The following is a 16,457-nucleotide window of genomic DNA, read 5'->3' as shown; positions in this document are numbered from 1 at the left end:
CGTCAATGTTCCAGGGTCTCTCGGGCAATCTGCGTGGCGGCGCGCTGATGGCGGTGGCGGCCATCCTGTTCGCCGCCGAGGCGCTGGCGATCCGCCTGATGACCGCGCGCGGTATCCCGGTCGAGGTGCAGGTCCTGGCGCGATCGCTCGGGCAATTGATGTGGGTCGCGCCGATCATCGCGGCGACGGGCCTCGCGGTGTTCCGCACGCGGCGGCCGGGGCTGCATGTGCTGCGCGGGTCGTCCTCGCTGCTGACCTGGGGGTTCTACTACGCGTCCTTCGGGCCGCTCGACCTCGCCACCGCCACCGTCCTGTCCTTCACCAACGTGATGTTCACCACGCTGCTGGCCGGACCCGTGCTGGGCGAACGGGTGGATCGCTGGCGCTGGGCGGGCACCATCGCGGGCTTCATCGGCGTGGCGGTCATGCTGCGCCCGGGCACCACGGTGTCGATGCTGGGGGTGGGGCTGGCGCTGGCCGCGGCGATCACCTGGTGCGGCATCACGCTGTCCTCGCGCGTGCTGGCGCAGCAGGACCGCAACACCACCATCATGGCCTGGGTCGGGCTGGTGACCACGGCGGGGTCGGCGCCCTTCGCGGTGATGGCCTGGGTGCCGCTGGGCCTGGTGGATGTGCTGATCCTGGCCTGCGTCGCGGGATTCGCGCCCGGGATCATCTGGCTGATCACCAGCGCCTACCGCCATGGCGAGGCCTCGGCCATCGCGCCCTTCCAGTACCTGCGCCTGATCGTGGTGGCCGGCTTCGGCTGGGCGATCTTCCACGAGGTGCCAGATGGCTGGACCTGGCTCGGCGCCGGCGTGATCCTCACCGGCGCCGTGATCGTCACGGTCGCGGAGGCGCGGCGCCGGTGAAGCCCGACTCCGCGATGGCGGATTCCAGCACCGCCGTGTCGAAGCCGAAATCCGCATAGCCGCTGCGCAGGCGCTGCACGTATTCGGCCGCCGGCGGGCCGGGGCGGATGCGGATTTCGGTGTAGGTCCAGGCCATCCCGCCATCGGGCAGCGGCACCTGCACGCGCGTGTAGGTGCGCGGGCCCTCGTAGCGGTCCAGGGATTCTAGGCACGCCGCCGTCACCTGCCACAACCCGATCGGGCAGGACGCGGCGTCGTCGCGTTCGATCAACGCATACTTGCGCACCACCAGGCGCCAGCCCTCCAGCACCACGTGTCCCGCCACGCGCGCAGCCGGGCAGCGCCGGCGCATCTGGTCGTGCCACAGGTTGCTGCCATAGGCTGCGTAGGGTTGGGGAAGGAACGCGGACATGCTCGCACCTCTGGCAGTCGATCGGATCGAGATAACGACACTTGTCGACAACGTCACGGACAGCCTGTCCTCCACGCCGTCCTTCGTGACGCGGGAGTGGGTGCGCCTGCAGCAGAAGGGCATGAAGCGCGTCGCCGGCGGGTCGCTGTGCTGCGCCAATCACGGGCTGTCGCTGGTCATCACCGTGGAAGCCGCGGGCGAACGCCGCTGCGTGCTGTTCGATGGCGGGCCGGTGGACTACGCGGTGGAGCGCAACGGCACGCGGCTCGGCGTCGATTTCGGCGCGATCGAGGCGATGGTGCTCTCGCACGGCCATTGGGACCATGCCGGCGGGCTGCCCAAGGCCATCGCGATGATCCGCGCCGGCAATGGCGGGCGCGAGGTGCCGCTGCACCTGCATCCGGGGATGTTCCGCGAACGTGGCTCCCGCCAGCCCGATGGCGGCGTGCTGCCGATGGACCGCGTGCCCGCACCCGCCGAATGGGCGGCGATGGGTGCACTGCCGCAGGTCTCGCGCGAACCGGCTGTGGTCGCCGGCCATGTCCTGGTCAGCGGCGAGATCCCGCGCGTCACCGACTACGAGACCGGCCTGCCCGGCCAGGTCGCGCGCGCACATGACAATGCGGACTGGCAGCCCGACGAATGGCTGCACGACGAACGCTTCGTCGCCGTGAACCTGCGCGGCCGCGGCCTGGTGGTGTTCTCCGCCTGCTCGCATACCGGCATCGTCAACGTGCTGCACGAGGCACGCCGCCTGATGCCCGATGTGCCGCTGCTGGCGGCGATGGGTGGCTTCCATTTGTCGGGCACGAATGAACGCATCATCCCGCGGACCGTCGCCGACCTGGGCGGCTTCGGGCTGCGCTGGATGTTCCCGTCGCATTGCACCGGCTGGCGCGCGCTGAATGCGCTGGAACGCGCGCATGGCGAGGCCGTCGTGGTGCCCGGCGCGGTCGGCAAGACCTTCGTGCTCGACGCGTGACGCTGCTGCTGCAGGCGGCGCCGCTGCTGCTGCTGCTCGGGCTGCTGGTCTCGGGCCGCGCAGGGCCGCTCGTGGCCGTGCTGGTGGCGCTGGCGGCGACGCTGCCGGCGGCCTTCGTGTCGCTGCCGGCCGCCACCGGCCTGCTGCCCTTCCTGGCCGAGGAAGCCCTGCGCGGCGCCTTCCTGGCCGCGCAGCCGATCGGGGTCGTGCTGGGCGGCCTGCTGTTCCACGCCGCGGTCGAGCGCCGCGACGCCGCCGCCAGCCCGGCCGCCGCGACCCCGCGCGCCATCTTCACCGCGACCCTGCTGATGGGCGTGTTCATGGAGAGCGTGACCGGCTTCGCCGTCGGGGCCGTGTTCGCGCTGGCCGCCTTGCGCGGCATGGGCATCCACGGTGCGCCGGCGGCCGCGCTGGCGCTGCTCGCGCTGTGCCTGATCCCCTGGGGCGGCCTCGGGCCCGGCACGGCGCTGGGTGCGGTGCTGGTGGGCGCGCCGGCGCAGGACATCGCCGCCCTGACCGCGCTGCCCAATGCGGCCTGGCTGCTGGCGCTGGGGCCGGTCTGCTGGCGACTCTCGGCAGCCGCCGGCGTGCGCGTGCCGGGCGAGGAGCGCCTGGCGCAGATGACCCTGCTGGCGGTGATGGCGACCATCCTGGTGGCCGGGCATTGGCTGCTGCCCTTCGAGGTGCTGGGCATCCTCGCCGCCGGCGTGCCGCTGCTGTTCGCGCTGTGGCGCGCCGATCCGCCGCGCGATGCCGCGGCGTGGCGCCGCGCCGGGCATGCGCTGGCGCCCTATGCGCTGCTGACGGTCGCGCTGCTCGGCGCGCGGGCGGTGCCGGCGCCGCCGTCCTGGCAGCCCTATGCCGCGCTGCCGGCCTTTCCCGTCACGCATGTCGCCATCGTGCTGCTGGCGGTCTCCGCCGGGCTGCTGGCGCTGAGCGACGCGCCGCTCCGGCGTGCGACGGGCGCGCTCCATCGTGCCGCGCGTCCGGCGCTGGTGCTGCTGCTGTACGTGCTGCTGGCGCGCTGGATGGCCGGCAGCGGCGCGACCGGCGCACTGGCGCTGGCGGCGGCCGCGGTATTGGGCGAGGCCGCGCCCTATGCCGTGCCGCCGCTCGGCTTGCTGGCCGGGATGGTGACCGGCAGCAATGTCGGCTCCAACGCCGCGCTGATGCCGGTGCAGCAGGCGCTCGGCCTCGCTGCCGGGCTGCCGCCGCTGCTCGCGCCTGCGGTGCATAATTTCGCTGGTGCGGCGGGGGCGGGGATGTCGGTCGGCGTCACCGCGCTGGTCTGCGGGTTGCTGGCGGATGGCAGCCGCCCGGCGCAGGTCTGGCGGCTGCTGCTGCCATCGCTGGGCGCGGTGCTGGCGATCGGCTGGGCGGCGATGCTGCTGCTGCGCTGACCGTGGGCTTGCGCCGCCGCGCCGGGCGCGAGAGGCTTGCCGGAACGAAGGCTCCGGGGAGAGAACCGCCATGACCCGCATCACCCGCCGCACGGCGCTGGCCGCGACCGCCGGCCTGCTGGCCGCGCCCGCGCTGCGCGCGCAGCCCGCCTTTCCGAACAAGCCGCTGCGCATCGTGGTGCCTTATCCGCCGGGCGGGGTGACGGATCTCATGGGGCGCTTCGCCGCGGAGGCGATGGGCCGCCACCTTGGCCAGCCCGTGGTGGTCGAGAACCGGCCCGGCGCCGGCGGCAACATCGGCGCCAAGGCCGTCGCGCAGTCCGAGCCCGATGGCTACACCATGCTGCTCGGCACCATGGCGACGCAGGGCGTCAATCCGGTGCTGTACCCCGATGCGGCCTTCGACCCGCGGCGCGACCTGGTCGGCGTCGGCATGATGGCCGACATGCCCAACGTGCTGATCTGCAACCCGCGCCGCTGGAACCCCGCGAATGCGCAGGAAGCGATGGCGCGCATGAAGGCGGAACCGGGCCGCATCCTGTTCGGGTCGGTGGGCAATGGCTCGTCCTCCCACATGTCGCAGGTGATGCTGTGCCGCATGGCGGGGCTGGATGTGACGCATGTGCCCTATCGCGGCTCCTCGCCGGCCGTCGCGGCGATGATCGCGGGGGATCTCGACCTGCTCTTCGATGCCTCGGCGACCTCGGGGGCGCATATCAGGCAGGGCACGGTGAAGGCGCTCGCCATCACCATGAACCGGCGGATCGAATCGCTGTCCGAGGTGCCGACGCTCGAGGAAGCCGGGGTGGCCGGCTATCACCTCAGTGTCTGGAACGGCGTGCTGGCGCCGGCTCGCGTACCGCCGGCGATCCTCGCTCGGCTGCAGGATGCCTTCGACAAGGCGATGGACGCCGCCATGCTCGCGCGGCTGCGGGCGAATTTCACCGAGCCGCTGGTGATCCCGGCCGCCCGGCTGCAGCCCTGGCTGAACGCCGATGCCGAGCGCTGGGTGCGCGTGGCGCGCGAGAGCGGCATCCGGCCGGACTGACGCCGCCCCTCAGCCCGTCCGGCGCAGCCGCGTGAGGTCGCGCACCGGCCCGCCCACCGCGACGGCCAGGGCGGTGTAGAACGCGACCTGGAGTGCCGTCGCGAGGACCCAGAGCCAGACCGGGAAGATCCCGGCCATGGCCGGCACCAGGAAGCCCAGCGGCAGGAACAGGTAGGCATAGGCCTCCGGCACCGCCCGGGTGACCTCGTGCGTGCCTTCGACGATCATCGAGCCCGCGACGTACAGGATGATCAGCAGCCCGACCCACGCGATCCAGCGGTGCCGGTCGAGCAGCCGCGCGATCAGCGTCGCCGCGACGCCCATCAGCACGACCGAGACCGCCAGGCCGAGAACGAGCACATAGGGGTGCTCCTTCGCCGCACCGGCGACGGCGAGCACGTTGTCGAGGCTCATGGACACGTCGGCGACGAGAATCTGCGTGATCGCCTGGCGCAGCGACTTGCGCGGGGCACCGGGCGTCGCCTCGCCTTCCAGGGCCTCGACGCCCTCGGCCTGCTCCGTGGCGTCGTGGCTGTGGCCGCCGCCATCGCGCAGCTCGCGGTACATCTTCCAACAGACCCAGAGCAGCAGCACGCCGCCGGCCAGCACGATGCCGACGACCTGCAGCAACTGCACCGTCACCGAGGCGAAGGTGATGCGCAGGATCGTGGCCGCCGCGATGCCCCAGAAGATCGCCTTGCGGCGCTGGTCCGCCGGCAGGCCCGCCGCCGCCATGCCGACCACGATGGCGTTGTCGCCGGCCAGCACGACGTCGATGAACAACACCAGTGCGAGTGGCTGGAGCCATTCGGGCAGCATTTCGAGCATGGCGCGGTGATCCCTGCGGGCCGGAGTCCGACGCACTGTTCCAGATTGTCGGCACCGTTGCATTGCGAAGTGTTCATACGCCGGCGGCAGCAAGGCCGGCCGAACCGCGATGGCGGGTGGATGCGCGAACGCGACGTCGAAACGTGCTGCCTGATCCGTCGCCTCCGCCTCCCGGCGGGGCGGCCTGTCCTGCGTCGCGGCACCGCGGGCCGCCCATCGCGCGCCGGCTGGCACGCATGGCGGCCCCGAAGGCGAGCGTCGCGCGCGGGACCGGCGGCCGAACGGATCGGGCGCGGGCGCCTGCAGGCGGATTGCCAGTGGCCGCGGCGCCCGGCTAAGTGCCTGCCGTGAACTTCTGGCGCCGCGCGGCTGCCCCACCCGGGGCGCGCATCGGCGCCGGACCTCGCCAGCCGCCGCAATGTGGCTTTCGAGCCGGATTGTACGTGCCTGAACGACCAAACATGGGGAGAATCCACGGATGACGTTGCCTCGCCGGCTGGCCTTCGCGGCCGCCCTTGCCGTGCCGCTCGCTGCCGGGCCCGCGCTGGCCCAGACCCAGATCACGGTGCAGCACGCACTGCCCGCCAACAGCCACACCGGCGTCGGCGCCTCCACCTTCGCCGAGACGTTCCAGCGCCTGACCAACAACCGCTACCGCGTCGTCGCCCAGCGCAACGACAACGAGCGCGAGATGATCGAGAGCGTGCAGATCGGCACGATCGACTGCACCTTCACCTCGACCGGCCCGGTCGGCAATTTCGTGCCGGAAGTCCGCATCTTCGACGTGCCCTTCCTGTTCCGCGACGCTGCCCATGCGCGCGGCGTGCTGGATGGCGAGATCGGCCAGCAGGTGCTCGCGCGCTTCCCCGCGCGCGGCCTGGTCGGGGTGATCTGGATCGAGAACGGCTTCCGCAACCTGACCAATTCGCGGCGCGAGGTGAACACGCCGGCGGATGTGCGCGGCCTCAAGATCCGCACCATGGAGAACCAGGTGCACATGCGCGCCTTCACGCAGCTGGGCGCGCTGCCCACGCCGATGGCGTTCAGCGAACTGGTGCCGGCGCTGCAGCAGGGCACGGTGGATGGGCAGGAGAACCCGATCTCGGTGATCGTGGCGAACAACCTGAACCAGGTGCAGCGCTTCATGACGCTGACGCGGCATGTCTATTCGCCGCAGGTCATGATCTGCAACCCGGCCACGGTGGGCCGGCTGAACGCCGCCGACCGCGCGCTGTTCCAGCAGGCGGCGGTCGCTGCCCAGACCGCCAACCGCGCGCGCGTGTCCGCCGATGACGATGCCGGTGTGGCCGAACTGCGCCGCCGCGGCATGACGGTGGTCACCGAGGTCGATACCGCCGCCTTCCAGGCCGCCTTGGCGCCTGCCTTCGCCGAGTGGGAACGCACGCTGGATGCCGCGACGCTGCGCCGCATCCGCGACTGGCGCGCGAACTGAGCTGACGCCGGGGCGCGGCCAGACGCCGCGCCCCATCCGGCCCGGGGGGCATGTCGATGAATGCGATGAACCTGCTGCCCTTGCAGGTGACGGCGGCGGCCACGGCGCTGACCGTGGCCTTCGCGCTGTGGGTTGGCTCGGGCGATGGGCTGCGCGCCACGCTGCGCCGCGCGATCCTGGCGGCGGACCGGATCACCACCGGCGCCGCCGCCATCCTCGCGAGCCTGGCGATGACCGTCGCGGTGGCGGCCGGCCTGTGGCAGGTGGTGGCGCGCTTCGCGACTGAGACACCCTCGGTCTGGTCGGAGGCATTGGTCCGCACCGCCCTGATCTGGATGGCCTTCCTGGGCGTGGCGGTGGCGCTGCGCGCCGGCGCGCTGGTGTCGATCGACGTGGCGCACCGCTATTCGGGCGGTACGCTGCGGCGCGGGCTGGAGGCGGCGGCGCTGGCGGCCTGCCTGTCGATGCTGGGCGTGATGTTCTGGTTCGGCTGGATCATGGCGCAGCGCGTGCAGTTCCAGGAGATGGCGGGGCTCGAGGTCTCGATGTCCTGGGGCTACGCGGCGATCCCGCTCGGCGCCGCCTTCGCGATGGTGGGCGCGGTCGCGCATTTCCTGGACCGGCGCTCGGAAGAACTGGACCTGGCCGTATGACCAGCACCGCACCCAGGCGGATCGCCGCCGGCGATCCGGGAGCGCAGGGCGCGACCGCGCCCATCCCGCACGCTGCCGCCGGCGCACCAGTCCACGGCGCGCAAGCCAAGCCGGCGGATGCCGGCGCCCGGCGTCTGAGGGCCAAGTAAATGTCTCCCATCATGCTCACGGTCATGCTGGTGCTGTTCGCCGCCAGCATCCCGGTCGCCATCGCCATCGGCATTGCCGCGGTGGTCGGCATCGCGGGCTTCACCTCCTTCCCGCTGATCGTCGCCGCGCAGCAGCTGTTCGTGGCGCTCGACCGCTTTCCGCTCGCCGCCATTCCCTTCTTCATCCTGGCGGGCAACCTGATGGAGGTGGGCGGCATCTCGCGCCGCCTGGTGGAATTCGCGCGCTCGATCGTGGGCGGCATCCAGGGCGGGCTGCCGGCGACCTGCGTGGTCACCTGCATGATCTTTGCGGCGATCAGCGGGTCCTCGGTCGCGACCACCTTCGCCATCGGCAGCATCATGATCCCCGCACTGGTGCGCGCGGGTTATCCGGTCGCTTTCGCGGCGGCGCTGCAGGCGACGGCGGCGGAACTCGGCGTGGTCATCCCGCCCTCCATCCCGATGATCCTGTACGGCGTGACCACCCAGACCTCGATCCCGGAACTGTTCATCGCGGGCTTCGGGCCGGGCCTGCTGATCGGCGCGGCGCTGATCGCGACCGTGCTGGTCTGGTGCCGCATCAAGGGCTGGGGCAAGCAGGATGGCGAGGGACGGTTGTCCTTCCTGACCGCCACGAAGCAGGCCGGATTCGCGCTGTTCATGCCGATCGTGGTGCTGGGCGGAATCTATGGCGGCATCACCACGCCGACCGAGGCATCGGTGCTGGCCGTGGTCTATGCGCTGCTGGTGGGCATGTTCCTGCACCGCGAGATCGGGCTGCGCGACCTGTTCCCGATCTTCCGCAAGTCGGTCATCAGCAGCGCGGTGATCCTGTTCATCATCGCCTGCGCGGCGGTGTTCTCCTGGCTGTTGAACCGCCAGGGCGTGCCGGATGCGGCTGCGGCCTGGCTGTCGACATCCTTCGACAGTTCGGCGCTGTATCTGCTGGTGGTGAACCTGTTCCTGTTCGTGGTGGGCATGTTCGTCGAGACATCCGCATCCATCATCGTGCTGGCGCCCATCCTGCAGGAAGCGGCCGAGCGCCTTGGCATCGACGGCGTGCATTTCGGCACGATCATGGTGGTGAACCTGGCGCTGGGCATGATCACGCCGCCCTTCGGCGTGAACCTGTTCGCCGCCGCGCAGGTGGCGCGCTGCGGCGTGGACCAGATGATGCGCTACCTGGGCGTGTTCATCGGCGTGATCTTCGCCTGCCTCATGGTCATCACCTACGTGCCATGGATCACGATGGCGCTGCCCAACCTGGTGTTCCGATGACCATCGGGTCGCCGGAGGCGCTGCGGCACCTTCGTCGCGACCCGGTGCTCAAGCGCGTCATCCGCCAGGTCGGCCCCTGCACGCTGGTGGCCGCGAAACGCCAGCCGTATGAGGCGCTGGTGCGCGCGATCGCCCACCAGCAGGTGCACGGGCGCGCGGCCGAAGCCATCCTCGGCCGATTCATCGCCTGCTGCTGCCCGGACGGCTTCCCCGCGCCCGAGGCCGTGCTGGCGACCACGCCCGAGGCGATGCGCGCCTGCGGCCTGTCCGCCAACAAGGTGCTGGCGATCCGCGACATCGCCGAGAAGGCGGCGGCCGGCATCGTGCCAACCCGCGCGCAGGCGCGCCGCCTGTCCGACGATGCGCTCATTGAACGCCTGTTGCCGTTGCGCGGCGTCGGGCGCTGGACGGTCGAGATGCTGCTGATCTTCACGCTCGGCCGCCCCGACATCCTGCCGGTGGATGATTTCGGCGTGCGCGAGGGCTACCGCGTCGCCGCCGGGCACGATGAACAGCTGAAGCCGCGTGCCTTGGGCGTGGTCGGCGACGCCTGGGCGCCGCACCGCACGACCGCCGCGTGGTACCTTTGGCGCGCCGCCGACCTCGCGAAGGACGGCAGCTTCAAGGCGCCCGCCGCTATCTGACCAGTGCGGCGCAGAGCCGCGGGATATTCTCGCGGAATGCGAAGAAGCCTTTGGTCGCGTGCGGCCAGCACAGGCTGTCCCAGTCGCGGCGCAGGCCATGCAGTGCACATCCCTGTGTCGCGAGGGCGGCACGCAGGGGCGCCAGCGCCTCGGCCGTCCAGCCGACAGGCGCATGGGGCGTGACGACGACGCGCGCGCCGCACGCCGCGGCGACGGCTGCGATATCCGCGCTGTCCAAGCGCCGCGCGGCCACGCCGAAATGCGCCGCGGCGCGCGACAGCGCGTCGTCCATCGCCGCACCCACGAAGCCCGCTGCGCCGGCGGCGCAGCCGAACGGCGAGCGCGCTGCGGGCGCCGCCACCCCGGCAACCGCGACGATGCGTGCCCGGCCAAGATCAAGGCTCTCGGGATGCAGGTCGTCCTCGTGCAGCAGCAGCAGGGCAGGGCCGTCGGGTACGGGCATGGCCGGCGGCAGCGCGCCGGGCGGCGGCGCCGGGCCGTCATCGAGCGGTGCGGGATCCTCGTTGAGCTGCCCGCGCGGATCGAAGCGGCCATCGGTGTAGCGCGCGATGTTTTCGGCGCGCGCGACATAATGCTTGCCGCGCGTCTGCATCCCCGCGACCCAGCGCCAGGACAGCGTGTTCGACGCCGCATCGGCATCGAGCAGGTGGTGCAGGAAGTGATCCGCGCCGAGCACCCAGGGCAGGCGCAGCGTGAAGATCCAGATGCTGGCGAACCACATGCGCGTGTGGTTGTGCAGCCAGCCTGTCTCGACCAGTTCGCGTGTCCAGGCGTCGAAGCAGTCGATGCCGGTCCGGCCCTGCAGCGCGGCCGCGTAGCCGGGGGGCGGGTCGGCCAGCGCGCGGTCGCGCTCGGCTGTGAAGCGCGCCCAGACCGCGGGGCGCAGTTCCAGCCAGCCCTTCCAGTAGGTCCGCCAGAACACTTCCTGGATGAATTTCTCAGCCGCCTGTGGGGCGTGATGCGACAGCGCGGCGGCCACCACCTCCTGCTCGGTCAGCAGCCGGTGACGGATATGCGGCGACAGCAGCGAGACATCGCGCCGCGCAGCAGGGCCCGGGTCATGGTTGCGCCCCGCGGCATAGGCTCGGCCCATGCGCGGGGCGAAGGCGGCCAGGCGTTCCAGCGCGGCGGCCCGGGTCGGGGCAGGGGTCTCGGGCATGGGGCGCATGTGGCCGGTGCGGGCGCGCGCGCAAGCCTCGCCGCAGCGGCGCCATGATCGCGTGCAGGATGCCGCGCCATGATCGGACGACGCGGAATGCTGGCGGGGCTTGGTGGCATGTCGGCCCTGGGGCTCGGGCTTGCGGGCTACGGCTTCGGCGTCGAGCCCTTCCTGCGGCTGGCGGTGCAGCACCATCGCGTGGCCCCGCCCGGCTGGCCGCCGGGATTGACGCTGCGCGTGGCAGCGCTGGCCGATCTGCACGCGGGCGCGCCGATCATGGCGGAGGCGCGGATCGAGCAGATCGTCGCCGCGACCAATGCGCTCGCGCCCGACATCATCCTTCTGCTGGGGGATTACGGGGCGACAAGCCGCTTCGTCACGCGCGTGCTGCCGCAGGCCGATGTGGCGCGGCGCCTGGCTGGCCTGCGGGCGCCGTTCGGCGTCTTCGCCGTGAACGGCAATCACGATTGGTGGGAAGACCGCGCGGCGCAACTGGCCCGCCAGGCCGGCACGCCGATCATGACGCGAGCGCTCGATGCCGCCGGCATTCCGGTGCTGCGCAACGACGTTGCGCGCGCCGGCCCCGTGCTGGTCGGTGGCCTTGACAGCACCTGGGCCTTCCGGTCGAGCCTGGGCGCGCACGACGTGCCTCGCCTGATGTCGCGGGTCACCGGCGACGCGCCGCTGCTGCTGATGGTGCACGAACCCGACATCTTCGCGACCCTGCCGGCGCGCGCGGCGGTGACCTTCTGCGGGCACACGCATGGCGGCCAGGTGCGTCTTGCGGGCTGGTCGCCGATCGTGCCGTCGCGGTATCGCAACCGCTACGCCTGGGGCCATGTCCGCGAGGGCGGGCGCGACCTGGTCGTGTCGGGTGGCCTCGGTATTAGCACCCTGCCGGTGCGCTTCGGCGTGCCGCCGGAAATCACGCTGGTCGAGATCAGCGCATAGCGCCGGGGTCGGGCAGCAGCGAATCCGGAATGGGGTCGTCGGTGGCTGCCAGAGGGTCGCGCGGCAGAACCCGATGCGCCAGTACCATCGCCGCAAGTGCCGCGCGTTCGGGCACGGCGCGCGCCTCCCACGCCATCATCGTGGCGGAGGCGACGTTGTAGAGGCCTGTGGCGGCCTGGCGCGCCAGCACCGGCCCGCCATCCCCGCCGGCATGGCGCGCCAGCGCGAAGGCGCGCGCGGCTGCGGCGTCCAACGGCGGAAATGGCGCCGGCGTATCGGCGCGCAGCGTCGCGAGGTGTGCCTCCAGCGCCTCCAGCGATCCCTCCCGCGCCGCCGCGCGCAGCACGTCGAGTGCCACGATGTTCGACGTGCCTTCCCAGATCGATCCCAGATGCGCGTCGCGCACCAGGCGCGCATCGGGGAAGTCCTCGATGTAGCCGCAGCCGCCGCGCACCTCCATCGCATCGCCGGTGACCACGCGCGCATCGCGGCAGGCGCGGAACTTTGCCAGTGGCGTCAGGATTCGCAGCAGCGCGTAGGCACCGGGTTCGCCGGCATCGGATCGGCGCAGGACCTCGGCCGTCTGGAACACCATGGCGCGTGCCTGCTCGGCCCGCACCAGCATCTTCGCCAATTGCCGGCGCATCAGCGGCAGCGTCACGATCGGTGCGCCGAAGGCGATGCGGCGGTGCGCGATGAACAGCGCCTCGGTCACCGCGCGGCGCATCATGCCGGCCGCGCGCACGGCGTTCGACAGGCGCGAATTGTTCACCATGTCGGCCATCTGGCGCATGCCCGCGCCGGGTTCGCCCACCATCCAGGCGGTGGCACCCTGCAGCGTGATCTCGCCGGAGGCCATCGACCGCGTGCCGAGCTTCTCCTTCAGCCGCACGATGCGGTAGCGGTTGGGCGTGCCATCCGGCAGCACGCGCGGCAGCAGGAACAGCGAGACGCCCTTGATGCCCGGCGCCGCGCCCTCGGGCCGCGCCAGCACCATCGCCAGTTCCGCATCCGCATTCGAGCAGAACCACTTGTCGCCGCTCAGCGCCCAGGACCCGTCGGCGTTCGGCGATGCGGTGACGGCGGTGTTCGCGATGTCCGATCCCGCGCCCTGTTCGGTCATGAACATGGCACCCTGGAACAGCGCGTCCATGTCCTGCGAGGTCAGCGCCGGGAGGTAGCGGTCGACCAGCGCCGCGTCGCCGAATTTCCGCAGCGTGCGCGTCAGGCTGTCGGTCATCGAGACCGGGCACATCAGGCCGAATTCCGCCTGCACGAACAAATAGGTGATGGCGTATTTCGCCGCCGCCGGCATGGGGGCCGGCCAGTCCAGCACGCCCGCGCGGTGCGACAGCGCCGCCAGGCCGTAGTCGCCGAAGGCCAGGCGTTCCATCTCGCGATAGGCGGGGTGGTAGGCGATCGATTGCGCGTCCTCGCCGCGGCGCGTGCGGTGCAGCAGTTCCGGCGGGTTGGTGTCGGCCGTCGCGGCCAGTTCGGCCAGCTTCCCGCCGGCCAATTCGCCGAGCCGGTGCAGATGCGGCGTGAGGTGCGCCAGCAGGTCTGGCGGCAGATACAGCGGCAGTAGCGCCGCCAGCGTCGGATCGGCGCGAAAGAGGTTGATGCCGTGGCTGTCGGGTACGGCCTCCGCCCCTGTCGGGGCTGGTCTGTTCGGGATGTTCATGTCCCGCCCAGGATAGCGGTCTTGAAGTGACGGGATCAAAGGGCCTTTCGGCCCTTTGCGGGGCGAGGTCTGGAGAGGGGCAGCGCCCCTCTCCAGGATCGGTCAGACGACGCGGAAGTTCGAAAACTGCCACGGATCCGGATCGGTGGCCTCGGGGAACAGCGCCCCGCGCCCCTGCAGCGGCGTCCAGTCCGAATACACCCCCGCCATTTCGCCCAGATACGGGAAGCAGACTTCCAGCATGCGCGCGTGGTCCAGCTCATCGGCCTCGAGCACGCCCTGGTTCGGGTTCTCGATGGCGTAGACCAGCCCCGCCAGCACCGCGACGGTCACCTGCAGCGAGGTCGCGTTGTTGTGCGGGCAGAGCCGTCGCGCATCCTCGATGGTCAGGCGCGAGCCGTACCAATAGGCACCCTTGGCGTGCCCCATGAGCAGCACGCCGAGCTCGTCCATGCCCGACGTCACCTCGTCCATCATCAGCCGCTTGCTGTCCTGCATCTGCCAGTTCTTGCCGGCCAGTTCGTGCACCGACAGCACCGCGTCGTCGCAGGGATGATAGGCGTAGTGGCAGGTCGGGCGATGCGTCACGGCGCCGGCGGCGTCGCGCACGGTGTAGTAGTCGGCGATCGAGATCGCCTCGTTGTGCGTGATCAGGAAGCCGTGCATCGGCCCTTCCAGCGGCGTCCAGGACCGCACGCGCGTGGAAGCGCCCGGCCGCATCAGGTAGATCGCGGCATCGCAGCCGAAATCGTGCCGCTTGCCATCCGGCGGCAGGCCCTTCTCGTGGCTGCCCCAGCCGAGTTCGGCGGGCTGGTTGCCCTCGCCCACGAAGCCGTCGATCGACCAGGTATTGACGAATTCACCACGCCGCTTGGGTTGGTTCGCCACCTGGGTGTCGCGCTCGGCGATGTGGATCACCTTGATGCCGAGATCGGCCGCGAGCTTCGCCCAGCCCTCGCGCGAGGACGGCACCGCCACGTCATGCCCGGTGTCCCTGGCGATGTTCAGCATCGCCTGCTTCACGAAATGCGAGACCAGGCCGGGATTCGCGCCATGCGTCGTCACCGCGGTCGGCCCGGCGCCATCCTTCAGCGCCAGCGCGCTCTCGCGCAACGCGTAGTTGGACCGCTGCGAGGGCGTCAGCGACGCATCGGTGTAGCCGCCCTCCCAGGGCTCGATGCAGGTATCGAGGTACAGCGCGCCGATCTCCCGGCACAGCGTGATCAGCGCGACCGAGGAGACATCGACCGACAGGTTGCACAGGAAATCGCCCTTGGTCAGGCGCGCGCGCAGCTCGGCCGCGTAGTTGTCGCGCGTGAGCGGCAGCACGGTGTGCTTGATGCCGTGTTCGGCCGCGATGGCCTCGCCGCGCGCATCCGACGTCACGATCTCGATGCGGTCCTTCGGCATGTCGATATGGCGCAGGATCAGCGGCAGGACACCCTGCCCGATCGAGCCGAAGCCGAGCATCACCAGGCGGCCGTCGAAGGCGGCGTGCTTCATCATCGTGGTTCCTTTGCAGCAGGTCGTCAGGCGGCGCGCGCGGGCGCGGACGCCTCATAGCCCGCCGTGGCGAGCATGGGTGAATCGGTCACTTCCGTGACAAGCGCGCGGTCGAATCCGTTGAACGCCGTGCGCAGCGCCGTGCCATAGGCGCCGAGCTGGCCGATCTCGATCCAGTCGCCCTCGCGCACATCGGCCGGCAGGCTCCAGGGGCCGCGCATCACGTCGGCGCTGTCGCAGGTCGGGCCGAACAGCGTGAAGTCGCGCGTCACCGCCGCGACCGGGTCGCCGCCCTCGCGCACCAGGCGGTGCGGGAAACGGAAGCCCGGCGCGCCGGCATCCGACAGCGCGCCATAGACGCCGTCATTCACGTACAGCGCCTCGCCGCGCCGTGCGAGCACCTGCACCACCACGGATGCCCCGCCGGCCACCAGCGCACGGCCGGGTTCCGCCCACAGGCGAACGCCTTCAGGCAGCAGCGCCGCACCCGCGCGGATGGCGTCCATGAACAGCGCCAGCGCCGGCGGCTCGCTGCCCGGATAGGCCACCGGGAAGCCGCCGCCGACATCGACGATCTCGACCGCCACGCCAGCCGCCGCGATCACCTGCGCGGCCAGCGCCAGCGCGCGCGTCCAGGCCGCGGGCTCCATGCACTGCGACCCGACATGGAAGGACAGGCCCAGCCGCGCCGCATGCGGGCGCGCCGCGCGCAGCAGCGCAGCCGCTTCCTCGGGCGCCGCGCCGAACTTGCCCGACAGGTCATAGGCAGCCGTGCCCTTCGGCAGCGCAAGCCGCACCACCAGGCCGAGGTCATCGCCGCCGCCGGTCTCCTGCAGGATCTTGGTCAGCTCCCCATCGGTATCCAGCACGAAGTCGCGCACGCCATGCTCCGCCCAGGCGCTGCGGATGGCCGCGCGCGACTTCACCGGATGCATGAAGTGGATCGCGGCGTCGGGAAACATGCTGCGGACCAGGCGCACCTCGGCTTCCGACGCGCAGTCGAAATGCGCGACGCCACCGGCCGCGATCGCGCGCAGCAGGGTCGGTTCCGCATTGCACTTCACGGCATAGAGCACGTCGCCCGGGAAGGCGGCCACGAAGGCGCGCGCGGCATCGGTCACCGCCTGCGGGCGCAGGCAGTGCAGCGGGTCCTGCGGGCGCAGGGAGGCGATCGCGCCATCGACCGTGGTGCGGCGCTGGGCGGCGGGGCGGCGCAGCGGCGCGGCCTGGTTGGCGCGCCGGAGCGGCGCGTCGAGGTCCGCGCGCCGGAGCGGCGCGTCGAGGTCCGCGCGCCGGAGCGGCGCGTCGAAGTCCGCGCGCCGGAGCGGCGCGACGGCACCGCGGGGACGAAACTGGGTCATCGCAATGAAACCTTCCAGGCGGGTGGGCGCGCCCGCCGCCGCGCCACGGGCCGAGGCCCGGG

At 71.5% G+C, this 16,457-nt stretch carries 14 protein-coding genes and 1 pseudogene; 9 read left to right on the top strand and 6 right to left on the bottom strand.

The annotated features are described in order from the left end of the window. Positions 1-5: 5 nt before the first annotated feature. A complete protein-coding gene (locus LQ222_RS11135; protein ID WP_230166448.1) occupies positions 6-872 on the top strand; it encodes a DMT family transporter in 867 nt (288 codons plus the stop codon). On the opposite strand, the gene LQ222_RS11130 is transcribed toward LQ222_RS11135, so the two are convergent. Then, positions 844-1,284 (bottom strand): gamma-glutamylcyclotransferase family protein, encoded by a 441-nt coding sequence (locus LQ222_RS11130; protein WP_230166447.1) that lies wholly within the window; start codon positions 1,282-1,284, stop codon positions 844-846. The two genes, LQ222_RS11135 and LQ222_RS11130, sit on opposite strands and share 29 nt — an antisense overlap. Here LQ222_RS11130 and LQ222_RS11125 point away from each other — a divergent pair. From LQ222_RS11125 to LQ222_RS11115, 3 genes are all read left to right on the top strand, one after another. Then, positions 1,283-2,266 (top strand): MBL fold metallo-hydrolase, encoded by a 984-nt coding sequence (locus tag LQ222_RS11125; RefSeq protein ID WP_230166446.1) that lies wholly within the window; start codon positions 1,283-1,285, stop codon positions 2,264-2,266. The genes LQ222_RS11130 and LQ222_RS11125 overlap by 2 nt on opposite strands. Continuing rightward, a complete protein-coding gene (locus LQ222_RS11120; RefSeq protein ID WP_230166444.1) occupies positions 2,263-3,666 on the top strand; it encodes an L-lactate permease in 1,404 nt (467 codons plus the stop codon). Before LQ222_RS11125 ends, LQ222_RS11120 begins: the two co-directional genes overlap by 4 nt. A 70-nt stretch (positions 3,667-3,736) precedes the next feature. Further along, positions 3,737-4,714, top strand: coding sequence for a tripartite tricarboxylate transporter substrate binding protein (locus tag LQ222_RS11115; protein WP_230166442.1), 978 nt, complete (start codon positions 3,737-3,739; stop codon positions 4,712-4,714). A 201-nt stretch (positions 4,715-4,915) separates the two neighbouring features. Here the strand turns inward: LQ222_RS11115 and LQ222_RS11110 are convergent. Beyond that, a pseudogene (locus tag LQ222_RS11110) lies at positions 4,916-5,542 on the bottom strand (TerC family protein); the annotation flags it as partial. Between the two features lie 478 nt (positions 5,543-6,020). Here LQ222_RS11110 and LQ222_RS11105 point away from each other — a divergent pair. From LQ222_RS11105 to LQ222_RS11090, 4 genes are all read left to right on the top strand, one after another. After that, complete coding sequence (locus LQ222_RS11105; RefSeq protein WP_230166441.1) at positions 6,021-6,995, top strand: DctP family TRAP transporter solute-binding subunit; 975 nt, start codon at positions 6,021-6,023, stop codon at positions 6,993-6,995. Between the two features lie 65 nt (positions 6,996-7,060). Continuing rightward, positions 7,061-7,648 carry a TRAP transporter small permease gene (locus LQ222_RS11100; protein WP_230166439.1) on the top strand — a complete coding sequence of 196 codons (588 nt, stop codon included), beginning with the start codon at positions 7,061-7,063 and terminating at the stop codon, positions 7,646-7,648. A gap of 149 nt (positions 7,649-7,797) precedes the next feature. Continuing rightward, positions 7,798-9,075, top strand: coding sequence for a TRAP transporter large permease (locus LQ222_RS11095; protein ID WP_230166438.1), 1,278 nt, complete (start codon positions 7,798-7,800; stop codon positions 9,073-9,075). After that, positions 9,072-9,719, top strand: coding sequence for a DNA-3-methyladenine glycosylase (locus LQ222_RS11090; RefSeq protein WP_230166436.1), 648 nt, complete (start codon positions 9,072-9,074; stop codon positions 9,717-9,719). Before LQ222_RS11095 ends, LQ222_RS11090 begins: the two co-directional genes overlap by 4 nt. On the opposite strand, the gene LQ222_RS11085 is transcribed toward LQ222_RS11090, so the two are convergent. Further along, entirely contained in the window at positions 9,712-10,899 is a 1,188-nt protein-coding gene (locus LQ222_RS11085) for an FAD-binding domain-containing protein (RefSeq protein ID WP_230166434.1), read from the bottom strand. The two genes, LQ222_RS11090 and LQ222_RS11085, sit on opposite strands and share 8 nt — an antisense overlap. Positions 10,900-10,977: 78 nt before the next feature. On the opposite strand from LQ222_RS11085, the gene LQ222_RS11080 reads away from it, so the two are divergent. Beyond that, positions 10,978-11,850 carry a metallophosphoesterase gene (locus LQ222_RS11080; RefSeq protein ID WP_230166433.1) on the top strand — a complete coding sequence of 291 codons (873 nt, stop codon included), beginning with the start codon at positions 10,978-10,980 and terminating at the stop codon, positions 11,848-11,850. On the opposite strand, the gene LQ222_RS11075 is transcribed toward LQ222_RS11080, so the two are convergent. The 3 genes from LQ222_RS11075 to LQ222_RS11065 form a co-directional block, all read right to left on the bottom strand. Next, the gene (locus tag LQ222_RS11075) at positions 11,840-13,531 is read right to left on the bottom strand and encodes an acyl-CoA dehydrogenase family protein (RefSeq protein WP_230166432.1); all 1,692 of its coding nucleotides are present in this window, start codon (positions 13,529-13,531) and stop codon (positions 11,840-11,842) included. The two genes, LQ222_RS11080 and LQ222_RS11075, sit on opposite strands and share 11 nt — an antisense overlap. Before the next feature lie 102 nt (positions 13,532-13,633). Further along, positions 13,634-15,034: a homospermidine synthase gene (locus LQ222_RS11070; RefSeq protein ID WP_230166477.1), complete on the bottom strand. Its 1,401-nt coding sequence runs from the start codon at positions 15,032-15,034 to the stop codon at positions 13,634-13,636. A 26-nt stretch (positions 15,035-15,060) separates the two neighbouring features. Continuing rightward, the gene (locus tag LQ222_RS11065) at positions 15,061-16,395 is read right to left on the bottom strand and encodes a type III PLP-dependent enzyme (RefSeq protein ID WP_230166431.1); all 1,335 of its coding nucleotides are present in this window, start codon (positions 16,393-16,395) and stop codon (positions 15,061-15,063) included. Positions 16,396-16,457 lie beyond the last annotated feature (62 nt).

It is taken from the genome of Roseomonas sp. CECT 9278 (assembly GCF_918698155.1).
In the GTDB taxonomy this organism is placed as follows: domain Bacteria; phylum Pseudomonadota; class Alphaproteobacteria; order Acetobacterales; family Acetobacteraceae; genus Neoroseomonas.
This window is presented reverse-complemented; position numbering and strand designations above follow the sequence as displayed.

Coding starts and splice junctions, on each gene's coding strand:
- LQ222_RS11135 (WP_230166448.1), top strand. CDS start 6: ATGTTCCAGGGTCTCTCGGGCAATCTGCGTGGCGGCGCGCTGATGGCG.
- LQ222_RS11125 (WP_230166446.1), top strand. CDS start 1,283: ATGCTCGCACCTCTGGCAGTCGATCGGATCGAGATAACGACACTTGTC.
- LQ222_RS11130 (WP_230166447.1), bottom strand. CDS start 1,284: ATGTCCGCGTTCCTTCCCCAACCCTACGCAGCCTATGGCAGCAACCTG.
- LQ222_RS11115 (WP_230166442.1), top strand. CDS start 3,737: ATGACCCGCATCACCCGCCGCACGGCGCTGGCCGCGACCGCCGGCCTG.
- LQ222_RS11105 (WP_230166441.1), top strand. CDS start 6,021: ATGACGTTGCCTCGCCGGCTGGCCTTCGCGGCCGCCCTTGCCGTGCCG.
- LQ222_RS11100 (WP_230166439.1), top strand. CDS start 7,061: ATGAACCTGCTGCCCTTGCAGGTGACGGCGGCGGCCACGGCGCTGACC.
- LQ222_RS11095 (WP_230166438.1), top strand. CDS start 7,798: ATGTCTCCCATCATGCTCACGGTCATGCTGGTGCTGTTCGCCGCCAGC.
- LQ222_RS11090 (WP_230166436.1), top strand. CDS start 9,072: ATGACCATCGGGTCGCCGGAGGCGCTGCGGCACCTTCGTCGCGACCCG.
- LQ222_RS11085 (WP_230166434.1), bottom strand. CDS start 10,899: ATGCCCGAGACCCCTGCCCCGACCCGGGCCGCCGCGCTGGAACGCCTG.
- LQ222_RS11080 (WP_230166433.1), top strand. CDS start 10,978: ATGATCGGACGACGCGGAATGCTGGCGGGGCTTGGTGGCATGTCGGCC.
- LQ222_RS11075 (WP_230166432.1), bottom strand. CDS start 13,531: ATGAACATCCCGAACAGACCAGCCCCGACAGGGGCGGAGGCCGTACCC.
- LQ222_RS11070 (WP_230166477.1), bottom strand. CDS start 15,034: ATGAAGCACGCCGCCTTCGACGGCCGCCTGGTGATGCTCGGCTTCGGC.
- LQ222_RS11065 (WP_230166431.1), bottom strand. CDS start 16,395: ATGACCCAGTTTCGTCCCCGCGGTGCCGTCGCGCCGCTCCGGCGCGCG.